A 14,338-nucleotide genomic window follows, 5' to 3' on the forward strand; every position below is an offset into this window, starting at 1 on the left:
AACTGTTCGCCGCGTCATGTCCGCGCCGAGATTGCGACTCCCGTACGGGAAATATACCAGGTTAAGAGCCCGCCCGCGATGGCAAGGGCAGCTAATCCGAAGAATACGGCGCGCAGTCCGAAGACGGCTTCGGCCGCGCCAGCCAGTGCCAGCGGCAAGCTCAGAGCGATATTGACAGCATTGTTTTGCAGCCCGAAAACCTTGCCGCGCATAGCTTCAGGCGTTTCAGCTTGAATCGTGGTCTGCATGGGTACGCCGACCAACGCAGCGAAGGCTCCTAAGGCCGTCGTCAGGGCGATCGCCAACCAAAGTCGGTCGGTCGCCAGTGCCAAGCCAGCGAGGGATGCGGCAACGCCTGCAGAGCCGATGATACCGAGGCGTGCGGTACTGAAGCGATCGCCCCAAGTTCCTAAAAATCCCGCTCCGACGGCCATGCCAACACCTCCGGCTGCCAACAGGAAGCCAAATTGCGAGGCTTTCAAACTGGGAATGCGATCGGCAAGGCTTACGGCCAGCACGGCCAAAGCGGCAAAAATACAGAACAAAAGTATCAGTTGCACCATGGCGTTGCGGACGCGGTGGTGGGTGCGCAGGTAGCAAATGCCGTCCCAAATATCTTGTAAAACGTGAGGGGAATCGTCATTTTGGCGGCGTTCGCGTTCGTAGGTTTGCAGCGGCAGCAGCACGAGACCGGCCAGGACATAACTACCGCCAACGACTAACTCGCGGCTGAAGCTCCAGGTCAATCCCAGCCCATCGGCAAGAATGTCGGTCAATTCCAGTAACGGCTCTCCGATCGCGAAACCGAGGATCAGCGCGGCCATCATGGTCGTGGTATAGAGGGAGTTGGCCGGCAGGAGGTCGCGCTTGCGGACAATCAGCGGGATGGTTGTTTGTTCGGCCGGTGCAAAGAACTGCGTCAGCGTCGAAACCAGAAACGTAATCGCCAACAGCATCCAGAAGCCGACTGGCAGCCCGAGCCACGGCGCTCGATCTGTCGAGACATACAGCAGCAACGGTACCGACCACACCAACAACCCGCGCATCAAATTGGTGCCCACGAGCACGGCTTTCTTCGACCAGCGATCGACATACGCACCGGCCAGCGAGCCGAACAGCACAGCAGGAATCGTAAACGCCACCATCACTGCTGAGACCCAAGCCCCGATCTCGCGATCGGGCCCCTGAAAATGGGTGGCTATGGTCGCGACGACGAGCACGAGGTAAATTTTATCGGCTAGCTGTGAAAAAATCTGTCCCAGCCATAGAATCAAAAAGTGTCCGTTTTGCAAAACGGGCAGGAAGCCTTTCGGGGCGGTGTCCTCGTGGCAGGAGTTGGAGTCCATCGGAGCAACGGATTCGGTTTCCGAGTTGATAGCCCGATCGGTGAGGTTCGGTCGTGTTTTCATCGGGTCGATGCTGGATCTGCGGGCGACGGGCGAACGGTAGATGGCGGCTCGGCACCGGCGGCGATCTCGTCGAGCAAAGCAGCGGAGCGAATGGGACGCCCGCAGTGATATTGGGCGTAGTTCCGCAGGACGCGCTCCACGCGGGACCAAGCAGCTCGGTCGACCTCGCATCCGCTCTCAGTACTTGAAGTTATCACTTCAGGGAGTGTCGGACTAGCCAGGGCTTGCAGCAGCATCAGCTCGCACGCGCGCAAGCGTGTATTGCTGCGCGCGCGTGGAGCCTCCGCGGAGGGTGCCGCCGTGCCGCCGGCTGGTTGCCTGGCTAAGCGATCGTCCGCGCGCGCAACGGTCCCGCCAAGTTCGGGGCTGAACCCGACGCGCCAGCCCGGATCGCAGGTGTCGATCGCGATCGGCTCCTGGGTCCGGCAGCACATGCGCACCTGGGGCGCGATACCAGCCACCGCGAGAAGGTGGAAAGTCCCCTGCGCCAGATACGGTTGCAGGTGTTGCGGGTCGCGCTCGGACACCCGTTCGAGACGGTGCAGATGTTCGAGCAATAGGGAATACAAGTCAGCTTGGGAGCGATCGCTCGCGCTGACGTAGAGGGCGATTTCGGTCAAATACTGATAAGCCGCAAGCTTACCGAGGTCGCAACCAACGCCGGTGAACGAACGAATGCGTTCGACTTGGGACACTTTATCGAGCGATCGCCCACGTACGAACAGCCAGTGGTTGACTGCAAGCGGTTCGCAACGCCCGCGCAATGAGGATGTTGGCTTGCGCGCTCCATTAGCGACGGCACGAACCAGTCCAAATTCGGGCGTGAGGACAGTTAGCAGGCGATCGGCTTCCCCGTAGGACGTACTCCTCAGAGTGATGCCGGTAGCTCGATAGGTACGGCTCATTCAATCTCGGTCGGCAGTCTGGGTAGGGCAGGAGCGGCAAGAGCAACCCGCGAGCAGGTGCTCCTGAATAAAGGCAGTTTACAGACCAAAGTCTTAAATGCCTTAGATACCGACGTCACGAGGATCGCGGTCGAGCCCGGTGAGTAGGTCGGCTTCTTCCAGCGTATCGCGCTGCCGCAGGAGGAACGGTCCGCGCGAGGTTCCCAGGCGCGACGCGCCCGCACGGACGAGAGCGCTGGCCTGTTCGTAGGTGCGGATGCCGCCCGAGGCTTTGATACCCACTTGACCGCCCGCGATCGCTCGCAAAATGCGAACATCGGCGATGGTAGCACCGCCAAACCAGCCAGTATGGGTTTTCAAGAACGCAGCTCCGGCGTCGAGGCAAACTTCGGCGGCTAGACGAATTTGTTCGTCGTCGAGCAAGCCCATTTCCAAGATTGCCTTCACCAGCAAGCCGGTTTCCTCGCAGATTTCGGCAATTTCGCGGTAGACCTCGTCGCTCATTCCGGCTTTGAGTAAACCGACGTTAATGACCACGTCGAGTTCGGTAGCGCCATTTTCGGCAGCTTCTTGGGCTTCGAAGAGCTTAGTGGCGGGTGTAGTAGCTCCACTCGGAAATCCGATGACCGTGCATACGGCAATGCGCTTGCCATAGAGAAAGTCAGCGGCTTGGCGAACGGCAGATGGGTATACGCAAACGGCAGGGAAGTTATAACGCTCGGCTTCGATACAGCATTGCTCGACGCGTTTGGGCGTAGCGCTGGGGTCCAGGAGCGCGTGGTCGATGTATCCGGCCAAATCGAAATCGAGAGCGAGTTCCACAGGTACGTTCTGCCAGCGAGCTGATTTGAGATGCTTATTCGAGCTTTCCTAAATTTTGCATCTAATGGGACGCATCAGGCCTAGCACCTCTGTTACTCGAGCGATCCGCGCCACCTTGCATTGCTCGCTGGCGCATTGCAGTTGAACAAAGGGGACCCCGGTTACGGGCGATCGCGGTCCGGACGCTCTCCCTGTGGCATCTTCTCGTTGCCTTTCGTTGCGCGATCGGGCGAGGGACTGAATAACTAAACAAGTGCCTCAAGCCCTGCAAGTTTGTGGCGAAATTTCGGGAGGTTCAGGAGATGTGTCAATTAGCCAGGCTTGAGCCTCCACCCCTACTTATTAACCACTACGTCCATTGAGAAGGTTGCACCTGATTGACCGACAAAACTTATGGATGGTCGCACCTTTCCGATGTCAGAAGAGCTTGAGTTCTAGGAGTCCAGCACTCCTGGAACTGCTCTCGCTGAAGCATGCGAGCCTTCCAGTGTTGGCCCTTGCGATCGCGGTGCTCTAGGACATCGTAGTCGTGGGACAAACCGATCTGGAGAGAACTTCTGAGATTTCTCTGGAGATTTTAGACCCGTGTTTAGTCAGTTAAACAGGTATACAGTGCTTCATCAAGTTCTCACCCTTGGGCTCTTTTATCTCTGAGCTCCTTTATAATGGGCAATAATTTCTGTAGAAATAACTGGCGTTTCCTGCTTTCTTCCTAGGAAAAACACTCCACTCGCAGCATCAACATTGTAGGCATTGGGTATTAATCGATCGCAGTATTGCAACCAAAAAAACAAAGCTTGACGACTTTGCCAGCCTTTCTGGATCTAAATAGTCCGCGAAAGAAGTGTTCGAGCGACCACAGCAGCTGAGTTCCGGCGCCGGCTGAAGCGCCTGACGAAATCGCCTCAAACTGCTTGAATAAATAGCGGTGCCCGCTTTCAGTGAATCGGGTGAAATCGTAGGCACCTTCATGAACGTGTTGGAGAAAAGGAGTCTCGGCATACACAATTCCATCGAGCTTTAAAACTCGGTGAATTTCTGAAACCACTCTGCCTGGGTCTAGAACGTGCTCTAGCACTGCCTGAATGATGACTGCATCGAAGCTACTGTCTTGTAGTGGAATACTATGGGCATCAGCTATAAACTGAACGCTTGGTGAAGAGTAAATGTCGAAAGACACCAGTGCAATATGAGGGTCGTTGTAGAGCGATTCCATACCCTGGCCGACAGTCCCGCCGCCAATCACTAAAATGCTTGCGCGATCGCGCGATGCAAATAACAGCGCTAATAAATGCTTCACGTTTTCAGTAGTGGTTTCCAGGGGCGGGGATATCAAGCGCCTGATCGCTCCCGAAACCTTGCCATAAGAACGTCGCTCGACAGCAGATGAAAGGGTTTTGACGCCGTCCTCAGTGAGAACGCTTTTGTCAAAGTCGATCAAAACCGGATAGCCATCGATTATTTTATATTCAATACATTGCGTATCGAGTTCCGCAATCAGCTTTCTGTCGATTGCCCTCAGGAAAACACCCGATCTGGGACAGCGTAGCAAAGGGAAAATATCTTCTTTTTCTACTAACACCAAACTTATCTCCTCAGCTTACCTACTAGCTCGAACGTCGATAGAGCGAGTTTTCTATCGAGCAAACCTCGGCAAACGTTATGCGGTTCTCAGCGACGCAAGTCAGGGTGTTACTTATCTCAACCGATTGCCGGCACGAGAAAACCCTCACATTTTACGTATGGCTTCATACTGTCCGTTAGTCTTCTGCAATAGCATACAGCACTGAAGAATCTATTGGGTTCTTGCTGCGCATCGCCTCCATCAAAAAATGCTTTCTTGATAGGGTACTTTCTCGAGAACCTATCAACTCGGCCCAGCATCGCTCGATCTACACTCAACGCGATCCCTGGTAACCGTGCTCGTTGCCATCAGTTGTTTCGTGCTTGGCCCGAGGAAAACAAACTGGGAAGAACTCGCTGGTCGCGATCGCGCCCAAGTCAACTTCCAACCGCTTCCGTCTAACCCCGCTGGGAGAATCCAGGCGGCGAAAGACCAGTTGTGAATTAGGCGATAATGCCTACGGAAAGCTAGAAATCAGACAGGGTCATGCTGGCTCAACACCACGCAGTTAGGCGGAGATTAAATGGAACGGCGGGCTTTTCCAGCGCCAGTAACAAGCCCAAACGCTGCAGTGTCAATAGCTAAATGTGACTTTATAGAGCATCGAACGCCAATTGCTTCTAAACACCAACGCCGATAAGGATGCTATCGCCTTATCGGCACTGAAGCATCCGAGTCTCTGGCTTAAGCAGAGTGAGCGTGAGCGGGTCGTTTCTAGTTACTACTCGTAGCCATTGCCACCAGTGCCAGCACGTCGCTGCGGCTGAGCTTCTCTTTGCCCTGTGACAGTGCATCCAGCGTCCCGTAAGCCAGCGCCAGCGGAATCCGGCAGAAATTCAGTGCTGGACCGTGAGGTAGCGACGCACAGTACTGATCTGCCAGCGAAAGATTGTAGCGCGCGTAATCGTGTAAGTCCGCTGTGCTCCATCCCTCGGGGAGAAAGTCCGCACCCCGGCCGAGGTCTTCGCTGCGATTGCGCAGAATGTTGACCGCCTGCAACCCTCGCCCGAAACCGATCGCATGCATGCGATCGGTCTGAGTGTTGTCGTACCATCCCCACAAATCCGAGAGCAGCAAACCCACCGCACCGGCAACACTAAAGGTGTAACAATCCAAATCGGCTTGCGATCGCACCAACCAATTGCATTCCGCCCAGTAGGCCATACGATCGGCCATCGCTGCTGACGCATCCCAGACCCGCGGTGCGATCTCATCTGGAGCCAATAACGCCCATTCGCCGACGCGCATCGTTACCGAATCCAGGCGATCGCGGAACGATTCTAGCCCGATCGTGAAGTCATCGATAGCCGTACTCGCATTTGCGGACTGCAAGTTCAGGCTTAGAGAACGCAACAACTTTGCCTTAAGTACATTATCGAGATGGGGGTGATCTTCAATTTCGTCGATCGCTCGCATGCACAGATAGGCAGAAGTTACAGCCTCTTTAAGACGCGGCGGCAATCCGCTAATTGGAATGAGAAACGTGCGGCTAGTCGCCTGCAACATATCTATCGCATTGCGAAGCAAACTCATTGTTAGTAGGACTCCTCACACGATTTAGCTAATTAACGATACCCACTAATCTGCATCCGATCCAGCCAGCACAGTAACACGTATGCTGCGAGCAAGCTAGCCGGAGCGCGGTACTCATGTCCGCTCGGCAAGGAACTGCCGGTAGCGTCCGAGTGCAACCAGTGGGAAATACTGGTAGTAGTAGTGGTAGCGAATATAGAAGTGACCCGGGAAACCCGTACCGGTAAACTCCGCCTCTTCCCAGCGTCCGTTCTCCAGCTGTGTGCCTAAAAGATACTCGACGCCGCGTGCCAGAAACTGTTGCGCGTAGCTACCCGTGGCGTCTCCCGCTGCCAGTAGCCCGATGAGCGCCCATGCCGTCTGCGAGGCCGTGCTGACTCCCTTACCTTTGAGCGTCGGATCCTCGTAACTGCGGCAGGTTTCGCCCCAACCGCCATCGGGGTTCTGGACGCCGACTAGCCAAGCTGCTCCTCGCTCGATGGCATTGCGGGCGCGCTGGGGAGCCACCAACGCCAGGGCCGAGAGCGCGCCGCTGGTGCCGTAGATGTAGTTGACGCCCCAGCGTCCGAACCAGCAGCCCTCGGATTCTTGCTCGTCTAGCAAATAGTCGAGCGCACGATCGCAGCGCTCGCGGGCGATCCCCGGTTGTTGGGGATCGAGGTAGCCGACCATCTCCAGCACGCGTGCCGTCACGTCGGCAGTATTGGGATCGATCGTGGCTTTAAGGTCGGAGTAGGGCAAGAGGTTGAGCCAATCGCTGTCGTTGTCGACGTCGTATGCAGCCCAGCCGCCTGCCCGACACTGCATTGTTGCAATCCATTGCGTTGCTCGCGCGATCGCTTGGCGTTTGAGAGCTTCCTCGGGCAGGCATAACTGCTCCAGCGCTATCACGACCACAGCCGTATCGTCTATATCGGGGTAATACCTGTTGACGAACACGAATGCCCACCCGCCGGGTTCCCCCTGGGGGTTTTTAACCCTCCAGTCGCCGTAATCGAGAATTTGCCGCTCCAGCAGCCAACGACCGGCAGCCACAACTTCGGGCGCGTCTGGTGCCATGCCCGAATCGACTAAAGCACGCACCACCCAAGCCGTATCCCACACGGGGGAGACGCAGGATTGCACGCGATACACTTCGTCGTCTTCCAACACGAAGTTGTCGATCGCTTGAAAACCGCGATCGACAATCGGATCGTCAACCGCATAGTCGAGCGATCGCAGGGCCAGCATTGAGTTGACCATCGCAGGGATGATTCCGCCCCAGTCGCCAGTGGCTTCTTGGCGCTCTACTATCCAGCGCTCAGCGGCTTTGAGTCCCTCCTCGCGCAACGGCACGAGGTTCCAGTCCTCTGCGAACTTAAAAGCATCGTCGAGCCAAACGAAGGCATCGCTCCAGTCATTGTTGCGCGGCAATTCGTACCGGACGTTGGCACTACCTTCGGCAAAGAGTTCGTCGAGTTTGACAGACGGTTCAACCGGATAAACAGGTTTTTTGTCGAATACGATTGCCAAGGGAACCGTGCTGCAACGCGCCCAGCTAGACATTTCGTAAATCGAAAAGGGAAAGGGTGGGTGGCAGAACACGATCCACGGTGGAATCGACGGTAACCCGCGCCAGTTGTAGCAGTCGACAAGGGCTAACTGAAACTTCGTAAAGATTCGAGTTTTACTGATGCCGCCGCGTTCCAAAATAAACGTACGGGCTTTGACAAGTGCCGGATCGCCAGCAGGAACCCCGAGCAAGCGCAAACCCAAGTAGGCTTCAACACTGGTACTAAGATCGCCGCCATCGCCATAAAACACTTCCCAACCGCCACTTTCGCATTGTTGCTGGCGCAGATAGGTTTCAATTTTATGCAGCGGCCTTAATCTATCGGTCCTCCAAATTTTGTGCAAGAGAAGCACTTCAACTGTAACCGTGACATTAGCTTCGAGCTCTGCCCACCAATAACCTTCAGGATATTGCTGGGAAAGTAAATAACGTTGACTGGCAGCCACGGCCTCTTCGAGCCGGCCGAGCCAAACCTCAGAGTGAAGTTGCATTCGCTATCCTCAGGGTGAAGTTGAACTAGCGATCGCGGGCAAACGTATACAGATTTCTTTGTCACGACCAAAGTTAGAGTTTCAGCGATCTGGATACTTAAAACCTAGCGCTCTGGTCTCAACGTGTCTAAATCAAGCCCCACATATTGCGATAATTGAGCAGCGATTCCCAAGCTATGCGTTTGCCCTAGCGGCACTAATATTAGCCCAGCAAAGATTTGACAGTAGCGTCAGAGAACGACTTGGGGAAAAACTTGCAGTAATAATGCTAAGGCACCTCGAAAAATTGCCGGATTATGGCGTATCTGCGGCTGAAATGCCCGTGCTGCCGTGCCCACCTTCGGTCTTGGGCGAATTAATCGAGGTGCCCTTGAGGAAGATGCTTTTGCGTGCATCTAGTGATGGAACCATTTCGGATGGTGTGTAGAACCGCAGCATGGGCAGACTTGTTATATGCTACCTCGAGCATTCTTAAGACCAAGTGCTCTTGGTTTATTAACATCGTTATTAAGGCAGACAATGAGATAGAGGAGACGGGTTAATACAAAAGTTGTCATGAGTAACCGAGGTGCAAGTGCTATATATCATGAGCAATCATGTTGACTAAAATTGCCGCCAAGCCATGCCCTGAATTGGCTGCGTCCCACCCATCTTGAAAAATATTTTGGACTTGCTGATAGCGGCGCGTTTTCTTAGACCCTACACTGACGAGTCACAGAGTGGCTAACGCAATCGCCAACCACAAGCGCTGGACTGGGTCAGTCATCTTGGTATCATGCAAGTACTACTACGTAGTGCCCCGTATGCCAGCTTCAGCGGAATCCTACAGAAATTCAATGCTGGACCTGGAGGCAGCGAAGAACAGTACGCATCTGCCAGCGACAGATTATTGCTTGCGTACTTGTGTAAGTCCGTTATGCTCCACCCATTAGGCAGAAAATCCACGCCGCGAGCGAGGTCTTCGCTGCGACTGCGCAGAATGTTGACCGCCTGCAACCCACGCCCGAAGCCGATCGCGTAGGTGCGATCGGTTTGGGTTTTATCATACCATCCCCACAAATCCGAGAGCAGCAAGCCTACCGCACCGGCAACGCTGAAGGTGTAACAATCCAAGTCGGCTTTCGATCGCATCTTCCAATTACATTCCGCCCAGTGGGCCATACGGTCGGCCATAGCTGCTGTCGCATCCCACACCCTCGGAGCGATCTCAACCGGGGCCAGCAGCGCCCATTCGCCGAGGTGCATCGTTACTGACTCCAAGCGATCGCTGATCGGTTCCAGCTCAATAGTGAAATCATCAACAGTAGTAGTCGGGTTCGCCGACTGAAGGGTGAGACTCAGCGAACGCAACAACTTTGACTTGAGTGCATTGTCGAGATCGGGGTGATCTTCAATTTCATCGATCGCTCGCATGCATAAATAGGCAGAGGTTACAGCCTCTTTCAGACGCGGTGGCAATCCCCTAATTGGACTCAGAAAAGTGCTGCTGGTCGTTTTCAACGCATCCATCGCATTTTGCAGTAAAGCCATACTACAGTGTTTCCTCAGACGGTTTAACTATTCATCAACACACGATTGTCTGATACGTACTCAAGCCACGCATTTAGATGACTACTGTGCGCAATCTAGCCTTAGAGCGGAAATTTTTAGCTTCCGGCAAATATGTGTTTGTAGCGTCCAAGTGCAGCGAGCGGGAAATACTGACAGTAGTTATGGTAGCGGATGTACATAGGGCTTGCTGAAAAAGGCTGGAATTGTTTTAGCGAGAAGGTTCCAGCGTTTTCTGCGTCAGAGAAGTGCAAGGTTATGGTTGCTAGAGCCTCAAAACCCTTGCACTTGAGCCGAGATCTAGGGGCGAAAATCTGGGGCTAGATGGCGAAAGCCTGATTTCATGAGCTCTCTGTCCCCTAAATTCACTTTGTGGACTTTTTCAGCAAGCCCTACATATGCTTTGTGAAACCCGTACCTGTAAACTCCGACTCTTCCCAGCAACCGTTCTCCAGTTGCGAGCCTAAGAGATAATCGACCCCGCGTGCCAGAGACTCATGCGTGTATTCATCCGTGACATCTCTCGCTGCCATTAGCCCGGTGAGCGCCCACGCCGTCTGTGAGGCCGTACTGACTCCCTTGCCTTTGAGCGCCTGATCCTCATAACTGCGGCAGGTTTCGCCCCAACCGCCATCGGTGTTCTGTATGCCGACTAGCCAGGTCGAGCCTCGCTGGATCGCGTCGCGTACTCGGTGGGGAGCTATCAGTACCAGCGCCGAGAGCGCGCCGCTGGTGCCGTATATGTAGTTGACACCCCAAAGTCCGAACCAGCATCCTTCAGGTTCTTGCTCTTCGAGCAGATAGTCGATGGCGCGATCGCAGCGTTTGCGGCCGATCGCGGGTTGTTGGGGATCTTGGTGACCAACCATCTCCAGCACGTGTGCTGTCACATAGACGGTGTTGGGATCGATCGAGGATTTAAGGTCGGAGTAGGGCAAGAAGTTGAGCCAATCGCTGTCGTTGTCGACGTCATCTGCCGCCCAGCCGCCCGCCCTACACTGCATGGTTACAATCCATTGCGTTGCTCGCACGATCGCTTGGTGTTTAAAAGCTTCCTCGAGCATGCGTAGCTGCTCTAGTGCCATTACGACCACAGCCGTATCGTCTACATCGGGGTAAAACGGTTGTCCAGCTCGAAGGCCCACCCACCGGGTTTTCCCTGGGGGTTTTTAAAACTCCAGTCGCCGTAATCGAGACTTTGCCGATCCAGCAACCAACGACCAGCAGTCACTAGCTCGGCTACGTCCGGTTTAATACCCGAATCGACCAGCGCACGCACCACCCAAGCCGTATCCAAAACGGGGGAGATGCTAGCTTGCATTCGATATACTTTGTCATCTTGTAGCACGAAGTAGTCCAACGCTTTAAAACCGCGATCTACAATCGGGTCGTCAACCGCGTAGTCAGGCGATCGCAGGGCCAGTATTGAGTTGAGCATCGAAGCAAAGAATCCACCCCAGTCAACGGTGGCTTCTTGGCGCTCGATTAGCCACCGCTCGGCGGCTTTAAGCCCCTCTTCGCGCAACGGCACGAGGTCCCAGTCCTCTGCGAACTTGAAAGCGTCGTCAAGCCAAACGAATGCATCAGTCCAGTCATTGTTGCGCGGCAATTCGTAACGTACTTTCGCAATTCCTTCGGCGAATATTTCGTCGAGTTTGACAGCTGGTTCAACGGGATAAACAGGTTTTTTGTCGAATACGATATCAAGGGGACGGTGCCGAGTCGTGCCCAGCTGGACATTGCGTAAATCGAAACAGGGAAAGGTGGTTTGCAGAACACGATCCAAGGTGGGATCGATGGCAATCCCCGCCATTTGTAGCAGACCACAAGTGCCAAGTGAAGCTTCGTAAAGATCCGGGTTTTGCTGATACCGCCGCGTTCCAGAATAAATGTTCGGGCTTTGACAAGTGCCGGATCGCCAGCATGAACCCCAAGCAAGAGCAAACCCAAATAGGCTTCAACACTGGTGCTAAGATCGCCGCCGCCGCCATAAAACAATCTCCAACCGCCATTTTCACTTTGTTGCTGGCGCAAATAGGATTCAATTTTATGCAATGGCAATACTGAGTCGGCCCCCCAAATTTTGTGCAAGAGGAGCATTTCGACTGTATTCGTGACGTTAGATTCTAGTTCTGCGCACCAATAACCTTCGTGATTTTGCTGGGACAGTAAATAACCTTGACTGGCATCCACAGCACGGTCGAGTCGGTCGAGCTAAACCTTAGAGTGAAGTTGTATAAGCTATCCTCAGAGAGAAAATGCGATCGCGATAACAGATAGGGCATAGGTATATAGATTTTAGTGCCACAACCTAAATTAATATTCCAACGATCTAGGGTGCTTGAAATTAGATCTATGTTCTCAACAAGTCTCGACGTGCCCCACTTATTAAAAAATTATAAGCTGAGATTCCGTCTTAGCGATTACTTAGCTGCATTTATGTCCGCCCGGCAAAAATCTGCCGGGTGCGCCCGAGGGCAATCAAGGGAAAATACTGGTAGTAGTAGTGGTAGCGCAAAAAGAAGTGCTCTGGGAAACCCGTACCGGTAAACTCCGCCTCTTCCCAGCGTCCGTTCTCCAGTTGTGAGCCTATCAGATACTCGACGCCTCGCACAATAAACTGTTGCGCGTAGCTACCCGTGGCGTCTCCCGCTGCCAGTAGCCCGATGAGCGCCCACGCCGTCTGCGAGGCCGTGCTGACTCCCTTACCTTTGAGCGTCGGATCCTCGTAACTGCGGCAGGTTTCGCCCCAACCGCCATCGGGGTTCTGGACGCCGAGTAGCCAAGCTGCTCCTCGCTCGATGGCATCGCGGGCATGCTGGGGAGCCACCAGCGCCAGGGCCGAGAGCGCGCCGCTGGTGCCGTAGATGTAGTTGACGCCCCAGCGCCCGAACCAGCAGCCCTCAGGTTCTTGCTCGTCTAGCAAATAGTCGAGGGCACGATCGCAGCGCTCGCGGGCGATCCCCGGTTGTTGGGGATCGAGGTAGCCGATCATCTCCAGCACGCGTGCCGTCACGTCGGCAGTGTTGGGATCGATCGTGGCTTTAAGGTCGGAGTAGGGCAAAAGGTTAAGCCAATCGCTGTCGTTGTCGATGTCGAATGCTGCCCAGCCGCCTGCCCGACACTGCATGGTTGCAACCCATTGCGTGGCTCGCACGATCGCTTGGCGTTTGAGAGCTTCCTCGGGCAGGCGTAACTGCTCCAGCGCCATCACGACCACCGCCGTATCGTCTACATCGGGGTAAAACCGGTTGTCAAACTCGAATGCCCACCCGCCGGGTTCCCCCTGGGGGTTTTTAACCCTCCAGTCGCCGTAATCGAGAATTTGCCGCTCCAGCAACCAACGACCGGCAGCCACAAGTTCGGGCGCGTCTGATGCCATGCCCGAATCGACTAACGCACGCACCACCCAAGCCGTATCCCACACGGGGGAGATGCAGGGTTGCACGCGATACACTTCGTCGTCTTCCAACACGAAATTATCGATCGCCTGAAAACCGCGAACGACAATCGGATCGTCAACCGAGTAGTCGAGCGATCGCAGGGCCAGCATTGAGTTGAGCATCGCAGGAATGATTCCGCCCCAGTCGCCAGTGACTTCTTGGCGCTCTATTACCCAGCGCTCGGCGGCTTTGAGTCCTTCTTGGCGCAACGGCACGAGGTTCCAGTCTTCTGCGAGCTTAAAGGCATTGTCGAGCCAAACGAAGGCATCGCTCCAGTCATTGTTGCGCGGCAATTCGTACCGGACGTTTGCACTACCTTCGGCGAAGAGTTCGTCGAGTTTGACAGACGGTTCAACCGGATAAACAGGTTTTTTGTCGAATACGATTGCCAAGGGAACCGTGCTGCCACGCGCCCAGCTAGACATTTCGTAAATCGAAAAGGGAAAGGGCGGGTTGCAGAACACGATCCACGGTGGAATCGATGGCAATCCCCGCCAGTTGTAGCAGCCGACAAGCGCCAAGTGGAACTTCGTAAAGATCCGAGTTTTACTGATGCCGCCGCGTTCCAGAATAAACGTACGGGCTTTGACAAGTGCCGGATCGCCAGCAGGAACCCCGAGCAAGCGCAAACCCAAATAGGCTTCAACACTGGTGCTAAGACTGCCGCCGTCGCCATAAAACAATTCCCAACCGCCACTTTCGCGTTGTTGCTGGCGCAGATAAGCTTCAATTTTATGCAGGGGCCTTACCGTATCGGTTCCCCAAATTTTGTGCAAGAGGAGCACTTCGACGGTAATCGTGACATTAGATTCGAGTTCTGCCCACCAATAACCTTCAGGATATTGGTGGGAGAGTAAATAACGTTGACTTGCAGCCACGGCACGGTCGAGCCGGTCGAGCCCAACCTCAGAATGAAGTTGCATTCGCGATCGCGGGCGATTGGATAGTTGACATCTACCTGCCTGGTTGGGCAGATACTGTATTCTGCTCTCTAGTGGACAGGAATGGCAA

At 54.6% G+C, this 14,338-nt stretch carries 8 protein-coding genes and 1 pseudogene; all 9 read right to left on the reverse strand.

Going from position 1 to position 14,338, the window contains the following annotated elements:
• Nucleotides 1-14: 14 nt before the first annotated feature.
• Nucleotides 15-1,409 (reverse strand): MFS transporter, encoded by a 1,395-nt coding sequence (locus KR51_RS07310; protein ID WP_022606359.1) that lies wholly within the window; start codon nucleotides 1,407-1,409, stop codon nucleotides 15-17.
• On the reverse strand, nucleotides 1,406-2,314 hold the full coding sequence (gene recO / locus KR51_RS19395) for a DNA repair protein RecO (protein ID WP_022606360.1): 909 nt from the start codon (nucleotides 2,312-2,314) through the stop codon (nucleotides 1,406-1,408). The genes KR51_RS07310 and recO overlap by 4 nt, the downstream gene beginning before the upstream one ends.
• 102 nt (nucleotides 2,315-2,416) lie before the next feature.
• Nucleotides 2,417-3,136 carry a deoxyribose-phosphate aldolase gene (gene deoC, locus KR51_RS07320; protein ID WP_022606362.1) on the reverse strand — a complete coding sequence of 240 codons (720 nt, stop codon included), beginning with the start codon at nucleotides 3,134-3,136 and terminating at the stop codon, nucleotides 2,417-2,419.
• 760 nt (nucleotides 3,137-3,896) lie between these two features.
• Nucleotides 3,897-4,718, reverse strand: a complete 822-nt coding sequence (locus KR51_RS07325; protein ID WP_198016717.1) for a class I SAM-dependent methyltransferase — start codon at nucleotides 4,716-4,718, stop codon at nucleotides 3,897-3,899.
• Between the two features lie 756 nt (nucleotides 4,719-5,474).
• Complete coding sequence (locus KR51_RS07330; RefSeq protein ID WP_022606364.1) at nucleotides 5,475-6,293, reverse strand: squalene/phytoene synthase family protein; 819 nt, start codon at nucleotides 6,291-6,293, stop codon at nucleotides 5,475-5,477.
• A 114-nt stretch (nucleotides 6,294-6,407) separates the two neighbouring features.
• Complete coding sequence (gene shc, locus KR51_RS07335) at nucleotides 6,408-8,336, reverse strand: squalene--hopene cyclase (protein ID WP_022606366.1); 1,929 nt, start codon at nucleotides 8,334-8,336, stop codon at nucleotides 6,408-6,410.
• Between the two features lie 762 nt (nucleotides 8,337-9,098).
• The gene (locus KR51_RS07340) at nucleotides 9,099-9,866 is read right to left on the reverse strand and encodes a squalene/phytoene synthase family protein (RefSeq protein ID WP_022606368.1); all 768 of its coding nucleotides are present in this window, start codon (nucleotides 9,864-9,866) and stop codon (nucleotides 9,099-9,101) included.
• A gap of 410 nt (nucleotides 9,867-10,276) precedes the next feature.
• A pseudogene (gene shc / locus KR51_RS18680) lies at nucleotides 10,277-12,077 on the reverse strand (squalene--hopene cyclase).
• Nucleotides 12,078-12,321: 244 nt separating this feature from the next.
• Nucleotides 12,322-14,250, reverse strand: coding sequence for a squalene--hopene cyclase (gene shc / locus KR51_RS07350; RefSeq protein WP_022606371.1), 1,929 nt, complete (start codon nucleotides 14,248-14,250; stop codon nucleotides 12,322-12,324).
• Between the last annotated feature and the right edge of the window lie 88 nt (nucleotides 14,251-14,338).

The organism is Rubidibacter lacunae KORDI 51-2 (genome assembly GCF_000473895.1).
GTDB classification, from domain to species: domain Bacteria; phylum Cyanobacteriota; class Cyanobacteriia; order Cyanobacteriales; family Rubidibacteraceae; genus Rubidibacter; species Rubidibacter lacunae.